Source organism: Rhizobium sp. UGM030330-04 (genome assembly GCF_003208455.1).
Classification (GTDB): Bacteria; Pseudomonadota; Alphaproteobacteria; order Rhizobiales; family Rhizobiaceae; genus Agrobacterium; species Agrobacterium rhizogenes_A.
In genome coordinates, this window is the sequence record NZ_QKML01000004.1 from 323,398 (window position 1) to 339,116 (window position 15,719).

A 15,719-nucleotide genomic window follows, 5' to 3' on the forward strand; every position below is an offset into this window, starting at 1 on the left:
CTCAACAGTAGCATCCGCACACCGTCACCCCGGACTTGATCCGGGGTCCAGTGCGATCAAGTCCTTGATCGCGAGAGACTCTTCTCATCTCACGGCGCAGACGCGCCGTGGCTGGATGCCGGATCTAGTCCGGCATGACGGAAGAAGGGGCGCGCAACTTTCAGTGCGGTCGAGTGTGCCGCTCCCTCGCTTTTTCCGCCTTGCCCCCAGCCTCTCAGGCCGCCGCTGCACCCTTCGCAACCAGTTCTTCGAACAGCGCCGGCGTCAATTCAGTGAAATCGTCGATCACGACATCCGGTTCGAGTTCAACCATTGGCACATCCGAATACCCGAAGGTCACGCCAATCGACGGGACGGCGGCGTTCTTTGCCGCGAGGATGTCGTTGATGCTGTCGCCGACCATGATGGAGCGCCTGATATCGCCACCGGCCTTTTCGATGGTGCCGAGAATATGGCGGGCATCCGGCTTGCGGAAGGAGAAAGTGTCGCCGCAGGTGATGGCGGCGAAATAGCGTGTCAGACCGAGTTTTTCGAGCAGCGGCAGAGCGAGGATTTCAGTTTTGTTGGTGCAGACGGCAAGCGTGATGCCGGCCTCCGAGAGCGCATCCAGCGTGTTGATGATGCCGGGGTAGGGGCGGCTTTCACCCGGCATTTCGGCGCGGTAATGGGTGATGAAACGCTCATAGAGCGGATCGATCTCGGCTTCCGGCAGTTCCGTCTGGCGCAATGCGAAAGCCCGCTTGATCATCACCCGCGCGCCCTGGCCGACGAGGTGGGTCAGGTCGTCATAGGTGACAGGGGCAAGGCCAGCAACGGCAATGGTATGATTGAGGCTCGAGACCAGATCGGCGGCGGTATCGACCAGCGTGCCGTCGAGATCGAAAATGGCGAGCGGGGGGAGCGGGCGGGATGTCACGGGAACTGGCCTCTTGGAGAATGCGGATGCTGGAATATGGGTGCTTTCATTCGCGCCAAGCCTAGGCAAACGGGCCTGTCTTTGCAACCGCGTCACAACGTTCTGTTCGTTGGCTTGAAAAAGGCTTTCGTTTGGCTTTCGACCCGTGTAAACAGCACGGCGACGACAAAGCTACCGGAGTTTCAGGCACATGGATGCCCGCCAGATGAAGATCAAGGCCGCCGAGGCCGCATTGTCCCATGTGCAGGATGGGATGCGGCTTGGTATCGGCACGGGTTCGACGGCTGAGGAATTCGTCCGGCTTCTGGCCGAAAAGGTCGCCGCCGGTCTGAAAGTCGAGGGCGTGCCGACATCCGAGCGCACCGCGCGCCTGTGCGTCGAGCTTGGTGTTCCCTTGAAATCGCTGGATGAATTGCCGGAGCTGGATTTGACCATCGACGGTGCGGACGAAGTCGATCATGCGCTGCGCCTCGTCAAGGGCGGCGGCGGCGCGCTGCTGCGCGAAAAGATCGTTGCGGCGGCATCCGCCCGCATGATCGTCATCGCCGACCAGAGCAAGGTGGTGGAGACGCTGGGCGCCTTTCCGCTTCCCATCGAAATCAATCCCTTCGGCCAGGTGGCGACGCGTATCGCCATTGAAAAACTGGCGTCGCGTTCCGGGCTTTCCGGCACGCTGACGATGCGTTCTTCCGGCGACGGCGCCTTCATGACAGATGGCGGACACCTGATCCTCGACGCATCTTTTGGCCGTATTCCTGATGCAGAAGCGCTAGCACGCGAGCTGAACACGATTCCCGGTGTCGTCGAGCACGGACTTTTCATAAATTTGGCATCGCTTGCCATTATCGCGGGTCCTGAAGGCGCCCGCGTGATGCAGGCAGTATAACAGGAGCGAGATTTTCATGGTCAAATTAGCGGGACTGGGCAAAGCTGCCGCTGCTTCGATCCTCATTTCCGGCATCGTGTTCGGTACTGCCGCACGCGCTCAGGAAATTTCGGAAGCGCATATCGCTGCCGCACGGCAGGCGATCACCTCTCTTGGCGTTACCGACCGTTTCGACGACATTCTGCCTGGACTGGCGGAGCGTCTGAAGGCCGAACTCATTCAGGCCTCGCCGAACGTTCAGGATGCCATCACCGAGACTGTCGACGCGAAGGCTCTCGAGCTTGCGCCGCGCCGCGCCGATCTGGAGCGCGAAGCAGCGCTCACCTATGCGCGCGCCTTCACCGTCGAAGAGCTGAACGCCATTTCCACCTTCTACAGCAGCGAAGCCGGCAAGAAGCTCCTGAAGGACGGCCCGATCGCCACGCGCGAACTGATGAAGGCCGCCGACATCTGGGCCGCCGGCATCAACCGCGATCTCAACGCGTCCAGCATGTCGGAACTGCAGAAGGTTGCCGGCGCCGATCTGAAGCCGCTTCCGGCCGATCAGAACGCTACGGGCGGCGCTCCGGCGGCTCCCAAGCCCTGATTGGATGAACAGGCTGAGCATCGGACCGGAAAGTGTAATGCGGTTTCCGGAGAATCCGATGCTTAATCAAAAAACCTATCTTCAGAAATATTCAAAGCCCGGCCGCAAGACCGGGCTTTTCATTTGTGCGTCGCAGCACCTATATGTGCCGTGAATGCGCCACCGCCCGTCCTGAGGCTGATGGCGGCGGTTTTGATCAGGGGTTTTGACTATGACAGCTTATGACTACGATCTTTTCGTCATCGGTGGCGGTTCCGGCGGCGTGCGCAGCGGCCGCGTGGCGGCCTCGCTCGGCAAGCGCGTGGGGATTGCTGAAGAATATCGTTATGGCGGCACCTGCGTCATTCGCGGCTGCGTGCCGAAGAAGCTGTTCGTTTACGCCTCGCAATTCCCCGAACATTTCGAGGATGCCGAAGGTTTCGGCTGGAGCGTCGGGGAACGCAGCTTCGACTGGAAGAAGCTGATCGCGGCGAAGGACAAGGAAATCACCCGTCTGGAAGGGCTCTACCGCAAGGGACTTGAGAACGCCAAGGCAGATATTTTCGACAGTCGCGCCGAACTGGTCGATGCCCATACCGTGAAGCTGACAAAAACCGGTGAGACCTTCACGGCAGAGCGTATCGTGATTGCCGTCGGCGGCACGCCGAACGAGCACAAGGCGCTGCCCGGCCATGAGCTGACGATCTCGTCCAACGAGGCGTTTAATCTGGAAGAACTGCCGAAATCGATCCTGATCGCCGGCGGCGGTTATATCGCCGTGGAATTCGCCAATATCTTCCATGGGCTTGGCGTCGAGACGACCCTGATCTATCGCGGCAAGGAAATCCTGTCGCGGTTCGATCACGACATGCGCAAGGGCCTGCACGAAGCGATGGAGGCCAAGGGCATCCGCATCCTTCTGGAAGATATCATCGAAGACGTCAGCAAGGACTGGGCCGGTGGCTTCGTGGCCCGCACCAAGCAGGGCGCCTCGCTGCACGTCGGCCTGGTGATGCTGGCGCTCGGCCGCGATCCGAACACCAAGGGTCTGGGTCTGGAAAATGCCGGTGTGAAGGTGGACGCGCGCGGCGCGATCATCGTTGATGATTATTCGCGCACGAACGTGCCGAACATCTTCGCGCTGGGCGACGTCACCGACCGGGTACAATTGACGCCGGTGGCGATCCACGAGGCCATGTGTTTCATCGAGACCGAATACAAGAACAACCCGACCAAGCCGGATCACGAGCTGATCGCGACGGCGGTGTTCTCGCAGCCGGAAATCGGCACCGTCGGTCTTTCGGAAGAGGAAGCCGGCAAGAAATATCCGGAACTGGAAGTCTATCGTGCCCAGTTCCGGCCGATGAAGGCAACGCTGTCCGGCCGTCAGGAAAAGACGATCATGAAGCTGATCGTCAATGCCGCCGACCGCAAGGTTGTCGGCGTGCATATTCTCGGCCATGAGGCGGGTGAGATGGCGCAGCTTCTCGGCATCACGCTGAAAGCCGGCTGCACCAAGGATGATTTCGACCGCACCATGGCGGTTCATCCCACAGCCGCCGAAGAGCTGGTGACGATGTATTCGCCGAGCTATCGCGTCGTGAATGGCGAGCGTGTGTAACGCCGGTACAGGCGTGATATAATCGCCGCCCGCATCAGCCTGCCGCCCTTTGAAAGCGAAGTTTTCGAATGGCGGCGGGGTTGTTAAATCGTTTGAATTGACTTTTGTGCGTCTGGAGCGCGCAAAACGGGCAGAATGAGCCGGATGGCTCAGGGATCGGCTATGCAAAGCCGATGCTTGGAGCTATAAGCCGCTCAATTTTTCGAGGCGGCCGCGCGACGTCGCGCGGGCGAGAAAAGGGTGAGAACATGGCACAGAATTGGACCCCCGGCAGCTGGCGGCAGAAACCGATCCAGCAGGTTCCCGAATATCCGGATGCGGCAGCGCTTGCGGCAACGGAAGCCACGCTTGCGACCTATCCGCCCTTGGTCTTTGCCGGTGAGGCCCGCCGTCTGAAGAAGCAGCTCGCCAATGTGGCGGAAGGCAACGCCTTCCTGCTGCAGGGCGGCGATTGCGCCGAAAGCTTCGCCGAACATGGCGCGGACAATATCCGCGACTTCTTCCGCGCCTTCCTGCAGATGGCCGTCGTGCTGACCTATGGCGCGCAGCTGCCTGTGGTGAAGGTCGGCCGCATTGCCGGCCAGTTCGCCAAGCCACGCTCTTCCAACGTCGAAGCGCAGGACGGCGTGACGCTGCCGTCTTACCGCGGTGACATCATCAACGGCATCGAATTCAACGAAGCTTCGCGCATTCCGAGCCCGGAGCGTCAGCTCGACGCCTATCGCCAGTCGGCCGCGACGCTGAACCTCTTGCGCGCTTTCGCGATGGGTGGTTACGCCAACCTCGAAAACGTTCACCAGTGGATGCTCGGTTTCATCAAGGACAGCCCGCAGGCGGATCGCTACCGCAAGCTGGCCGACCGGATTTCCGAAACCATGGACTTCATGAAGGCGATCGGCATCAGCGCGGACAATAATCCGAGCCTGCGCGAAACCGATTTCTTCACCAGCCATGAGGCTCTGCTGCTCGGCTACGAAGAGGCGCTGACCCGCATCGATTCCACCTCCGGCGACTGGTACGCAACGTCCGGCCACATGATCTGGATCGGTGACCGCACGCGCCAGCTGGACCATGCGCATGTGGAATATTTCCGTGGCATCAAGAACCCGATCGGCCTGAAATGCGGTCCGTCGCTGACGCCCGACAATCTGATCGAACTGATCGATGCGCTGAACCCGGCAAACGAGGCCGGCCGCCTGACGCTGATTTGCCGTTTCGGCCATGACAAGGTTGCCGACAGCCTGCCGAAGCTCATTCGCGCCGTCGAGAAGGAAGGCCGTAAGGTTGTCTGGTCCTGCGATCCGATGCATGGCAACACGATCACGCTCAACCACTACAAGACGCGTCCGTTCGAGCGCATCCTGTCGGAAGTCGAAAGCTTCTTCCAGATCCACCGCGCCGAAGGCACGCATCCGGGCGGCATCCACATTGAGATGACCGGCAAGGACGTGACGGAATGCACGGGTGGTGCACGGGCCGTGACGGCGGATTCGCTGTCGGACCGTTACCACACCCATTGCGATCCGCGCCTCAATGCCGATCAGGCACTGGAGCTGGCGTTCCTTCTCTCCGAGCGCATGAAGAGCGGCCGCGACGAGAAGCGTCTGGCGATTGCCAACGCCTGATATAAAGAGCGATCAAATGAAAAGCCGCCGGGATATTTCCCGGCGGCTTTTTTGTGCGTGAGGATGGAATTATTGGACCAGTGCCGGCTGCTGGCAGCGAACATCCGTGACGCGCACATCGGCTTCGCCGATCTTGACGCCGAGAACCAGAAGCACGTTGTAGAGCAGCTGATCGACTGGAGCGGTGACGACAGCAAGCGTGTTGGCAAGCGCCGTCTGGATGCCCGCCAGGCCCCCCAGATCAAGGTTGAGAAAGAGCAGCCTGATATCCAGATTGAGGTTCTTCAGCAGTGAACTGACGAGAGTGGTCACGGTGTCCTTGGTGGAAACACTCTTGATCTTGCCCTGGGTAATATCCGACTGCGTGAAGGTCAGCTTGGTCTTGGTCATATTGGTGGCGTTGATGAGGGCGCTGCCATTGATGGCAAGCAGCGCCGAATCCACGATTGCCGCCTTGGTGACGCGCGGGTCCTTGCCGAAATTGGCAAAGGCCGTGGTATCGACATTACCAAGGGCGATTTCCGCAACACCCGGCACGACTTCCACATCCACCGTGCCCTGTCCGCCGCCCGTGCAGCGAATATCGGCGAGCCGCGCTTCGGCATGGGCGACTTCCACATAAAGCGGAAGATTGACCTTGAGGCCGGCAATGGCCTGAAGGCCATCGACCACGACATTGACCGCCAGACGGGTCTGTGCGGTGCGCACCACGGTGCCCTGACCACCGACGGCGAGCGACGGCGTTTCGACGGGCGGTTCACCGATGGCGAGCGTTGCCTTGACCGAGGCGAGGCCGAGAATATTGGCATTGAGATTGAGCGCCAGCTGGTTGCCGCCATTGCCCGCCACCGCGGCGGCATTGATGAGGTCGAACACACCGGCGGTGACCTTGAGGTTTTCTCCGGTCCCGATCAGCTTGTCCGAGAACGGGCCGAGATTGAGGATTTCCTCAAGCCTGATGTTGACGTTGCTCTTGTTGACGGTCTTTTGCAGCGTCTTCAGAATGTTGGCGACCGCCGGCTGCAGGCCCGTGGTTTTCGTCAGCGCATCGAGGAATTTGCCGTAGGTGATGTCGGTCTTCAGCACATCCTTATAGGTGCCGGCGGTGAGGTTGAGATCGATGGCCAGCGCCTCGACAACCTTCAGCGCATTGACGTCGGCGGCGAGAAGCGCCTGATAATCCATGAGCTTGAGTGAAACCGTGGTGCCGAGCAGGCCGCCTAGCAGGCTGTTGAGAATTCCCTCATCGAGGCTGGCGAGCCGCGATCCCACCGAAAATGCCGCGATCCTCTGGGACGATGCCGTTCCAACGGCGGAAACCTTGGGTGGCTTGGTGAAGGCGGATGCGAAGAATATCTGGCCCTGTTCGACGATGTTCACTTTCACCGCATTGGTGGGCAGGGCGTTATCGACGAAACGTTGCCCAACGGGAACGGTCGCATCCGGCTCATAGTGACCCTTGATGACCTCGGCGTAACCCTTGCTGCTAGCAAATTCGTTGAGGGGATCGAAGGGTTGCAGACCGGCCGGGGTGAGCAGGCCCTGCGCCGTCCTGACACCGAGATCCATGCCGTTGAGAGCGAAATATTGCTGCACGGCCTTTTCCGGGTCGGCGGCATTTGCCGCCGCCGATATGGCTGCGAGATCGGCGGTCTGCTGCAATTGCCGTTTCTGCAGGGTCAGATAGCCGTAATCGACGCCAAGTGCCAGGATACCGATGAAAAGCGGCGCGGTAAGTCCGGCCGAAATGGCGATGTTGCCGGCCCGGTCCTTCAGGAAACGGGGAAGCAGGGAATGGAAAGTCTGCATGTCATGCTCCTCCGATCCGGATGGTGGAAAAACGCCGGATGACCGGCTCGGGCAGGGTGTAGCTGTAGAGGCTCCAGATCGGCAGGTCGCGGGCGTCATATTCGACCTTGACCGTGAACTGGTTGGCATTGGCGGGATCGGTCGCGACATCGACGGTGAAACGCTTCTTGTCCATGAAAGCGTAACTGAGATCGCTTCTGGTGACGAAATCCCGGGCAAGCTGCTGGCGCTCGGTGGTATTCAATCCGGCAACAGCCGTCCTTGCCGCGTCAGCGGCGATCTGCTGCACCGAATAGGCCGCCATCAGATAGATTCCGTAGGCGATCATGGTCAGCAGGACGAGAAAGAAGATAGGCGCGACGATGGCGAACTCGACGGCTGACGAGCCGGATCGATCGCGAAAGAAACGTACTCCATTACGCATAAAGCACCCCCGTTCCTTAAGGCATCAAGGTTCGATGCCTTGATTTATTATTTTCGGAAATGCTAATTTATAGGTGTTAATTTTGTGTTGATGTCGCTCTTATGGGTTGCAGGCGCGTTAAGGCTCTCGCCTCGGCGCCTGAGTGCTTTCATTTTTCGCTGAAGTCTGAGGATTGTCTATATCGTTGTTTTAATTGTATTTTTTAGAGCTTCGTACTTTTTCAGAAAGCCTTCCGGCGATCTCAGATCAGCCGCAGACCCTTGAAGCTGGCGTGGCCGTCCTTGCCGATGATGATGTGGTCGTGGACGGCGATGCCGAGCGGTTTGGCCGTATCGATGATGGTCTTGGTCATCTCGATATCCGCACGCGAGGGGGTAGGGTCCCCACTTGGGTGATTGTGGATTAAAATCAAGGCGGTAGAGGATAATTCGAGGGCGCGGCGCACCACTTCGCGCGGATAGACCGGGGTGTGGTCCACGGTTCCCTGACCCTGCACCTCGTCGGCGATCAGGACGTTGCGCTTGTCGAGGAACAGGATGCGGAACTGTTCGCGCGTTTCATGGGCCATGGCGGCATGGCAATAATCGATAACCGATGACCAGGAACTCAAAACCTGCTTGTTGCGGATCTCGCTTTTCAGCATGCGCTGGGAGACCGAAGCGACGAGCTTCAGATCGAGCGCCACGGCCTCGCCGACGCCCTTCACCTCCTGCAACAGCGGCAAAGGCGCGCCGAGAACACCGCCGAGCGTTCCGAAACGGGCAATCAGCGCCTTGGCGATCGGTTTGGTATCGCGCCTCGGGATCAGCCGGAACAGCAGGAGTTCCAGCAGTTCGTAGTCGGCAAGTGCAGCGTCGCCGCCATCGCGGTAGCGCGCCCGCAGCCGGTCCCGGTGGCCGTGATAATGGGCGGCATCCGCTTCCTGTTCTGCAATGGCTGCGGCCCGTTCGGGCTTTCTGGGCGCGCTTCGCGGTTCGGCAAAAAAACCTCGCTCATCCGCCTCGCCGAAAAAATCGCCTTCGCCCGCCTGAAAGCCTGACGTCGGGGAAAGATCGGCGGGAGGCGGGGCAGGGCGTTTTGCCATAGGCGGTCTGGCCTTATGCGAGCGGCGGCAGGCCTGGGCGATCGAAACCACCCGGTGACAGCGTGAAGATTTCGCAGCCGGTGGCCGTGACGCCAACGGCATGTTCATATTGCGCGGAGAGCGACCGGTCGCGCGTCACCGCCGTCCAGCCGTCGGAAAGCACCTTCACATGCGGCTTGCCGAGATTGATCATCGGCTCGATGGTGAAGATCATGCCTTCGCGGATTTCCGGCCCTTCGTCCGGTCGGCCGTAATGCAGGATGTTCGGCGTGTCGTGGAACAGGCGTCCGACGCCGTGGCCGCAGAAATCGCGCACGACAGAGCAGCGCTCCGCTTCCGCATAGGCCTGGATGGCCGCGCCGATCGCGCCGGTGCGCACGCCGGGCTTCACCGCCGCGATGCCGCGCAGCAGGCATTCATAGGTCACTTCCATCAGCCGCTCGGCGGCGCGCTTGATCTGGCCGACCGGATACATGCGGCTCGAATCGCCATGCCATCCATCCAGCACATAGGTCACGTCGATATTGACAATATCGCCTTCGCGCAGCGGCTTTTCATCCGGAATGCCGTGGCAGACGACATGGTTGATCGAGGTGCAGACGGATTTCGTGTAACCGCGATAATTCAGCGTCGCCGGCAGCGCGCCGTGGTCGGCGCCGAATTCGAAGACGAAACGGTCGATGGCATCCGTCGTCACGCCGGGCTTGACGATCGCCGCCAGTTCATCGAGGCAACGCGCCGTCAGCTGGCACGCCTTGCGCATCCCGTCAAAGTCCTCAGGGGTATAGAGGCGAATGACGCCGGTGTTCTTGAGGGGGGCGGAGGCTGCGTCGATATAGGTGACCATCTTGGTGCTTTCTGTCTCTTTACGTCCCTGTTCATAAAACAGCTGGACGCCATTCGTCCATCTTAACCGTTCCGCTGACCGAAATTTGTGCCGGGGAGACCGTGCATTTCACCGCATAGGCCTCCACGCCGCGCGTCATGGCCCGCTGAAACGCCAGCGCATAGACCGGATCGAGATCGTCGCAGATGCGCATCCGGTCGCAATCGTCGCGCTGGATGAGATAGAGCATCACCGAACGATAACCTGCTTCCGCAGCGTCACCCAGTTCCTCCAGATGCTTCGCACCGCGTTTGGTGGCGGTATCGGGGAATTCGGCCAGCCCCTTCTCGCGCATGAAATGCACGTTCTTCACCTCAACATAGGCATCCGGCCGGCCGGGTTCGGACAACAGGAAATCGATGCGGGAATTGCGGCCGTATTTCTGTTCGCGCCTGATCGTCGAATAGCCGCCGAGTTCGGGGATACGGCCGGTGAGGATCGCTTCTTCCGCCAGCCGGTTCGGCATGCCGGTATTGATGCCGACCACGGTGCCATCGGCCTCGACCATTTCAAACATGTGCCGGTATTTGCGGGTCGGGCTGTCATGTTCGGACAGCCATATGCGGGAGCCCGGTGTCGTCAGCCCGCGCATGGAGCCGGTATTGGGGCAGGAGCCGGTAATCGCCGTGCCGTCCTCCAGAACGGCATCGAAGAGGAAACGCTTGTAGCGGGAAATCAGCGTGGCGGGAGTAAGCGGGGGTGTGAAGAACATGTGACCTGAAAGATGGGAAATGATGGGTGTGGTCAGGAAAGGACGTAGGTTCCCGGCGCATCGCCGAGTACGGCGCGCTTGCCGTCTTCCGGTTTTCGCGCCTTTACCTTCTCGCCATCCTGGCTTTCGATCCAGTTCTGCCAGTGCACCCACCAGGAGCCCTTATGGGCGGTGGCGGCGGCCTGCCAGGCGTCGAAGTCTCCGGCTGGTGACGATCCCGTCCAATATTGGTATTTCTCAAGCTGCGGCGGATTGACGACGCCGGCGATGTGGCCGGAAGCGCCGAGCACGAATTCCACGGGTCCGCCGAACAGCGCAGCACCCGCGAAGACCGATTTCGCCGGCGCGATATGGTCATCGCGGGTGGCGAGATCATAAACGGGTATCTTGATGTCGCCGAGATTGATCCGCTTGCCGGCGACCCGCATCAGCCCGCGGGCAAGATTGTTCTCGAGGTAACAATTGCGCAGATAGAAGGAATGGCTGGCGGCCGTCACCCGGGTCGAATCGGAATTCCAGTAGAGCAGATCGAAGGGCAGGGGTTCGGTGCCGCGCAGGTAATTATCGACCATGTAGGGCCAGATGAGATCGGAAGCGCGCAGCATGTTGAAAACGGTGGCCATGATCGAGCCATCGAGATAACCGACCGCCTGCATGTGCCTGTCGAGCGCGGCAAGCTGGCCCTCATCGATGAAGACCTTGAGATCGCCGGCATGGATGAAATCTGTCTGGGCGGCCAGCAGCGTGGCGCTGCGGATGCGCTCATCGCCCTGCTGCGCATGCAATGCCAATGCGGAGGATAAAAGCGTGCCGCCGACGCAATAACCGATGGCGTTGATTTCCTTCTCGCCGGTCCGTTCCTCGATGGTGTCGAGGGCGAAATCGATACCTTCGCCGATGTAGTCGTCCCAGCCCTTGTCGGCGAGGCTGGCATCCGGGTTGATCCAGGAAACCATGAAGACGCTGTGGCCCTGTTCGAGGCACCAGCCGACGAAGGATTTTTGCGGATTGAGATCAAGAATATAGAACTTGTTGATCCATGGCGGCACGATCAGCAGCGGCCGTTTGAAGGCCTTTTGCGTTGTCGGCGCATAATGGATGATTTCGCACAGCGGACTTTTCGCCACCACCTTGCCTGAGGTCACCGCGATATTCTGGCCGATGACGAATTTGCTGTAATCCGTCTGGCGCAGTTTCAGGTGGCCATTGCCGGCCGCGACATCTTCCGCCAGCTGCGCCATGCCCTTGACGAGATTGGCGCCGCTGGAAGCCACCGTCTCGCGAAAGACCTGCGGATTGGTGAAGACGAAATTGGCGGGTGAAAGCGCCTCGGTTACCTGCCGCATGTAAAACAGCGCCTTGGTGCGAGTATGTTCGTCCAGCCCTTCGGCTTCTGTCACCATCCGGTCGGCGAAGCCCACGGTGGTCTGGTAGGCTTTCAGGAGAAAATCGAAGAACGGATTGGCCTGCCAGTCGGCATCGGCAAAACGCCGGTTGCGGCGTTCCGTGGTGCCGCCTTCTGCTGGGGATGCGGCGGGCGAATCAGCATCGCCGGAAAACTGCGCCACCGATTTTGCCCACAGATCGTAATAGCTGGAAAGCAGGTGGGTCTGCGCTTCCAGCGACCGCTTCGGCTCGGCCATCCAGTATTCGGCGACATCGGACAGTGTCTTGACGAGGTCGGTCAGCGGATCGGCGCTGGTTTGAGGGATTTCACCGCGTTCGCGCGGCGCCAGCCATTCGGATGCGGCCTTGCCGAGATTTTCCAGCGCGCGGGCGATGTTGACCGCGAAGGCTTCGGGATCGCGGATCAGGTAGGCCTCGGCGGAGCTGGCGTCGAAACCGGGCGTTTTGCCACCCTTTTTCGTGCCCCCGCCGTCAACACCTGCCATGCGTCGTCCTCCACCAAATTTGTATTTGCACATTCTGCATGAAAACGAATACAAGTTCCACCAGCAAGGGGAGGCCGCAAACGGCCGAACCGTGGTCGAATTCGATATCGGCAGATATCCTTACAGGCGGAACATGACGATGGGCAAGCACATGGGCACATGGGGAACATATGCGGAAAATGCCGTGAGAATCGCTGTGATTTCGCTGTCCGGCGCCCTGCTTGTTACCGGGCTCGCCGCCTGCAAGGCACCTGAACCGATCGTCGCCCCCGCCCATATGCGCCGCCCGACCGCCGAAATCGTCGGTCCGCGCCCCGTCAGCGACAATGCGGTAAGCCAGAAGCGCGATACCGGCACCTATCCGACCTTCTCGGCGCCCATGACGGCGGCCGGCACCCAGATGGGCGACGATGAGGCCTCCACCATGGAATCGAGCCTGTCGCGCCTCGGTGCTGCCCGCCGCAACGGCCAGATTTCTGAAGCCGAATACAAGCGTCGGGTGGCCGAACTGCGGGCGCTTGCCGAAAATCAGAAGCCGGTTGCGACGCCTGCCGCCTCGCAGTGAGATCATGCCGCGCGTTATGCGCGATATAATGGACCGACCCCACATCCTTTCGTGACGAAACACGTCCTGAAACCAAGCAGGCGCATCTGCGCCATGAGGCTTGAGATGGAGCGAGCGTATGCCGCGCCTGGGATGGTGGCACTGACCGCTAACGGGTCAGGCCGGCGCGACATCATAACCCCTTCTTTACCCTGCCTTTGAACCATCCGCTTACCGAAGATGTTAAGCGGATGGATGCGGTTTGGCGCTTATGATGCAGCCATAACAAACAGGCCGCTGAAAAGGCGGCATACAGGGTGAAATATCATGAAATGCATCGCCGCTTTGCTGGTTCTTGCCGGTTTTGCGCTCGCACCGGCTCAGGCGCGCGCGCCATATCTCAACATTGGAACATCCGCGCTTCAGGGACGATGAAGAGGGTGTTGAAGCGCCGGTCAGTCGTTGCCGGCGGCTTCGCTCAGCACATCGAGATCGGGCACCGTGATATGACGGTTGTTTTCGATGCGGATGATGCCTTCCTTGCGCAGCTTGGTCATTTGCCGGCTCACCGTTTCGATGGTGAGGCCAAGAAAATCGGCAATGTCGGCACGGGACAGCGGCAGATCGAAAGCCGATTTGTCGTCGTTTTCCGGATCGATATGGGTGGCGATCATATAAAGGAAGCTGGCAACCTTTTCCTGCGCCGATTTGCGGCCGAGCGTCAGCATCCAGTCGCGCGCTTCGTCCAGTTCTTTCAGGGACTGGTTATGGAGCTTGCGTTCCATGTCGGGCACTTCGGAGACCATGCGGTCGACGACGCGGCGCGGGAAAAGGCAGATTTCCACATCGGTCGCCGCTTCTGCCGTCATCTTGCTTTCGGCCAGGAACGGTCGGCCAAGAAAATCCGGGGCGAATTGCAGGCCGACAATCTGCTGGCGGCCGTCCGCCATCATCTTGGAGAGCTTCACCACGCCATTGAGGATATTGCCATAGGAGGTGACGAGTTCACCCTGGCCAAGCAGCTCATTGCCGGCTTCCAGTTTCTTGCGGCTGGAATGGCGGTTGAGATCACAAAGCTGCTGCGGTGTCAGCGTGCTGCAAAGACCGCCGTGACGCGCCTCGCAGGAGCGACAGACGACGGGCTCTTCCGAATTGTGGATGGTCTTCTGCAGCGTATCCATAAGCCTTTTCCAATGCTGGCTTTTTCGGGACGATTGCGACCTTGGGTATCAAATCCGGTCTCTTTAAAGGCTTGTGCCGCGTAGCCGTCGTCCCCGCGTCTACTTTAGGAAGAACTTATGGCGCAATTTGATTGAAGTCAAAGTTGCAAACTGTCGCAGCCGCTACTGAAAGGGAGGAAATCGACATTTTCTTGATAAAAGGCAAAACCGGTGATGAATACCGAACTTCTTCGCAAATATTCTGGCGCCGTACCCCGTTACACGAGCTATCCGACTGCGCCGCATTTCCACGAGAGAATCGATAATGCGACTTACCGGCAATGGCTGGGTGAGCTCAACCACAGGAACCGGATATCGCTTTACCTGCACATTCCCTATTGCGACCGGTTGTGCTGGTTCTGTGCCTGTCACACCAAGCACACACTGAAATACGAGCCGATTGCCGTTTATCTGGAAGCACTTAAGCAGGAGATCGAAGCGGTCGGCGCACTTGTTTCCCCTGATGCGGTGGTGAGTGCGGTACATTTCGGCGGTGGTTCTCCCACCATGCTGAAACCGGAGGATATGGTCAGTTTGATGGACTGTCTGAGGCGTCATTTCACCTTCGGGCTTGCGCCGGAAATCAGCGTGGAAATGGACCCCAACGATCTGGATGATAGCCGTTACGACGCCCTTGCCGCCGTCGGCATGTCGCGGGCAAGCCTCGGCGTGCAGGACTTCGATGACAAAGTGCAAAAAACCATCAACCGCATCCAGTCTTTCGAACAGACAAAATCCGTCGTCGATGCGGTGCGGGCGAGGGGCGTTCACTCGGTCAATTGCGACATTCTCTACGGTCTGCCGTTCCAGACCTGCGAGACGCTGAAGAAGACAGTGGATCAGATCGTCTCGCTCGATCCGGACCGGGTGGCGCTTTTCGGTTATGCCCATGTTCCGTGGATGAAGAAACACCAGTCGCTGATCCCCGAACACGCGCTTCCGGATATTGCCGAGCGGTATCGCCAGATGACGATGGCGGGCGAGATGCTGCAAAAGGCGGGTTACAAAGCGATCGGCATCGATCATTTCGCCAAGCCGGCCGATACCCTATGCCAGGCGGCCGAAGCGGGTGCGCTGCGGCGGAATTTCCAGGGCTATACCACCGATACGGCCGATGCGCTGATCGGGCTTGGCGCTTCTTCCATCGGCAGGCTGCCGCAGGGTTATGTGCAGAACATGGTGGCGACCGGGGAATATCAGCGGATGACGGGCGAGGGCGGCCTTGCCATCGTCAAGGGAATAGAACTGTCGGAAGAGGACCATCTGCGCTCACATGTCATCGAGCGGCTGATGTGCGATTTCGCGCTCGATTTTTCGGATCTCGACCGGCGCTTCGGCAAGGCCAGCCATTCCGTGCGGACGCAGGCACAGCATTTTGCCGCCGGCAACAGCGATGGCGTGGTGCGCATGGATGCCGATATTTTTGCGCTCACGGAGCTTGGGAAGCCCTTCGTGCGTAATATCGCGGCAATCTTCGACACCTATCTGGGCAATGGACGCGGCCGCCATTCGGTTGCTGTTTAGGCAACAGTTTT

Annotated in this window: 14 protein-coding genes; 6 read left to right on the forward strand and 8 right to left on the reverse strand. The window is 59.7% G+C overall.

What is annotated here, in order from left to right; genetic code table 11:
- Positions 1–214: 214 nt before the first annotated feature.
- Positions 215–916 carry a phosphoglycolate phosphatase gene (locus tag N434_RS08615; RefSeq protein ID WP_110757154.1) on the reverse strand — a complete coding sequence of 234 codons (702 nt, stop codon included), beginning with the start codon at positions 914–916 and terminating at the stop codon, positions 215–217.
- Positions 917–1,106: 190 nt separating this feature from the next.
- Here N434_RS08615 and rpiA point away from each other — a divergent pair, with 190 nt between their 5' ends.
- The 4 genes from rpiA (at position 1,107) to N434_RS08635 (ending at position 5,613) form a co-directional block, all read left to right on the forward strand.
- Positions 1,107–1,802: a ribose-5-phosphate isomerase RpiA gene (gene rpiA / locus N434_RS08620; protein WP_003524809.1), complete on the forward strand. Its 696-nt coding sequence runs from the start codon at positions 1,107–1,109 to the stop codon at positions 1,800–1,802.
- 16 nt (positions 1,803–1,818) lie between these two features.
- A complete protein-coding gene (locus N434_RS08625; RefSeq protein WP_003524811.1) occupies positions 1,819–2,388 on the forward strand; it encodes a DUF2059 domain-containing protein in 570 nt (189 codons plus the stop codon).
- Between the two features lie 211 nt (positions 2,389–2,599).
- Positions 2,600–3,988, forward strand: a complete 1,389-nt coding sequence (gor, locus tag N434_RS08630) for a glutathione-disulfide reductase (RefSeq protein WP_110757156.1) — start codon at positions 2,600–2,602, stop codon at positions 3,986–3,988.
- 248 nt (positions 3,989–4,236) lie between these two features.
- Entirely contained in the window at positions 4,237–5,613 is a 1,377-nt protein-coding gene (locus N434_RS08635) for a class II 3-deoxy-7-phosphoheptulonate synthase (RefSeq protein WP_065115776.1), read from the forward strand.
- A gap of 69 nt (positions 5,614–5,682) precedes the next feature.
- On the opposite strand, the gene N434_RS08640 is transcribed toward N434_RS08635, so the two are convergent.
- The 6 genes from N434_RS08640 to N434_RS08665 all read right to left on the reverse strand — a co-directional run bounded on the left by N434_RS08640 (position 5,683) and on the right by N434_RS08665 (position 12,420).
- Positions 5,683–7,422 (reverse strand): TadG family pilus assembly protein, encoded by a 1,740-nt coding sequence (locus N434_RS08640; protein ID WP_110757157.1) that lies wholly within the window; start codon positions 7,420–7,422, stop codon positions 5,683–5,685.
- A gap of 1 nt (position 7,423) precedes the next feature.
- On the reverse strand, positions 7,424–7,846 hold the full coding sequence (locus N434_RS08645; RefSeq protein ID WP_065115774.1) for a TadE/TadG family type IV pilus assembly protein: 423 nt from the start codon (positions 7,844–7,846) through the stop codon (positions 7,424–7,426).
- A gap of 241 nt (positions 7,847–8,087) precedes the next feature.
- Complete coding sequence (gene radC, locus N434_RS08650) at positions 8,088–8,930, reverse strand: RadC family protein (protein WP_110757242.1); 843 nt, start codon at positions 8,928–8,930, stop codon at positions 8,088–8,090.
- Positions 8,931–8,943: 13 nt separating this feature from the next.
- Entirely contained in the window at positions 8,944–9,777 is an 834-nt protein-coding gene (gene map / locus N434_RS08655; RefSeq protein WP_110757159.1) for a type I methionyl aminopeptidase, read from the reverse strand.
- Between the two features lie 31 nt (positions 9,778–9,808).
- Positions 9,809–10,528 (reverse strand): DNA/RNA nuclease SfsA, encoded by a 720-nt coding sequence (gene sfsA, locus N434_RS08660; protein ID WP_110757161.1) that lies wholly within the window; start codon positions 10,526–10,528, stop codon positions 9,809–9,811.
- 32 nt (positions 10,529–10,560) lie between these two features.
- Positions 10,561–12,420, reverse strand: coding sequence for a PHA/PHB synthase family protein (locus tag N434_RS08665; RefSeq protein WP_110757162.1), 1,860 nt, complete (start codon positions 12,418–12,420; stop codon positions 10,561–10,563).
- 184 nt (positions 12,421–12,604) lie between these two features.
- Between N434_RS08665 and N434_RS08670 the strand changes: the two genes are divergently transcribed.
- On the forward strand, positions 12,605–12,985 hold the full coding sequence (locus N434_RS08670; protein ID WP_262517021.1) for a hypothetical protein: 381 nt from the start codon (positions 12,605–12,607) through the stop codon (positions 12,983–12,985).
- Between the two features lie 434 nt (positions 12,986–13,419).
- On the opposite strand, the gene fnrN is transcribed toward N434_RS08670, so the two are convergent.
- On the reverse strand, positions 13,420–14,145 hold the full coding sequence (fnrN, locus tag N434_RS08675) for a transcriptional regulator FnrN (protein WP_110757164.1): 726 nt from the start codon (positions 14,143–14,145) through the stop codon (positions 13,420–13,422).
- Between the two features lie 213 nt (positions 14,146–14,358).
- Between fnrN and hemN the strand changes: the two genes are divergently transcribed.
- The gene (hemN, locus tag N434_RS08680) at positions 14,359–15,708 is read left to right on the forward strand and encodes an oxygen-independent coproporphyrinogen III oxidase (RefSeq protein WP_110757166.1); all 1,350 of its coding nucleotides are present in this window, start codon (positions 14,359–14,361) and stop codon (positions 15,706–15,708) included.
- Positions 15,709–15,719 lie beyond the last annotated feature (11 nt).

Excerpts from the sequence above, each read along its gene's own strand:
- N434_RS08625 (WP_003524811.1), top strand. The coding sequence starts at position 1,819 with ATGGTCAAATTAGCGGGACTGGGCAAAGCTGCCGCTGCTTCGATCCTC.
- gor (WP_110757156.1), top strand. The coding sequence starts at position 2,600 with ATGACAGCTTATGACTACGATCTTTTCGTCATCGGTGGCGGTTCCGGC.
- radC (WP_110757242.1), bottom strand. The coding sequence starts at position 8,930 with ATGGCAAAACGCCCTGCCCCGCCTCCCGCCGATCTTTCCCCGACGTCA.
- N434_RS08645 (WP_065115774.1), bottom strand. The coding sequence starts at position 7,846 with ATGCGTAATGGAGTACGTTTCTTTCGCGATCGATCCGGCTCGTCAGCC.
- N434_RS08640 (WP_110757157.1), bottom strand. The coding sequence starts at position 7,422 with ATGCAGACTTTCCATTCCCTGCTTCCCCGTTTCCTGAAGGACCGGGCC.
- sfsA (WP_110757161.1), bottom strand. The coding sequence starts at position 10,528 with ATGTTCTTCACACCCCCGCTTACTCCCGCCACGCTGATTTCCCGCTAC.
- hemN (WP_110757166.1), top strand. The coding sequence starts at position 14,359 with ATGAATACCGAACTTCTTCGCAAATATTCTGGCGCCGTACCCCGTTAC.
- map (WP_110757159.1), bottom strand. The coding sequence starts at position 9,777 with ATGGTCACCTATATCGACGCAGCCTCCGCCCCCCTCAAGAACACCGGC.
- fnrN (WP_110757164.1), bottom strand. The coding sequence starts at position 14,145 with ATGGATACGCTGCAGAAGACCATCCACAATTCGGAAGAGCCCGTCGTC.
- N434_RS08665 (WP_110757162.1), bottom strand. The coding sequence starts at position 12,420 with ATGGCAGGTGTTGACGGCGGGGGCACGAAAAAGGGTGGCAAAACGCCC.
- N434_RS08635 (WP_065115776.1), top strand. The coding sequence starts at position 4,237 with ATGGCACAGAATTGGACCCCCGGCAGCTGGCGGCAGAAACCGATCCAG.
- rpiA (WP_003524809.1), top strand. The coding sequence starts at position 1,107 with ATGGATGCCCGCCAGATGAAGATCAAGGCCGCCGAGGCCGCATTGTCC.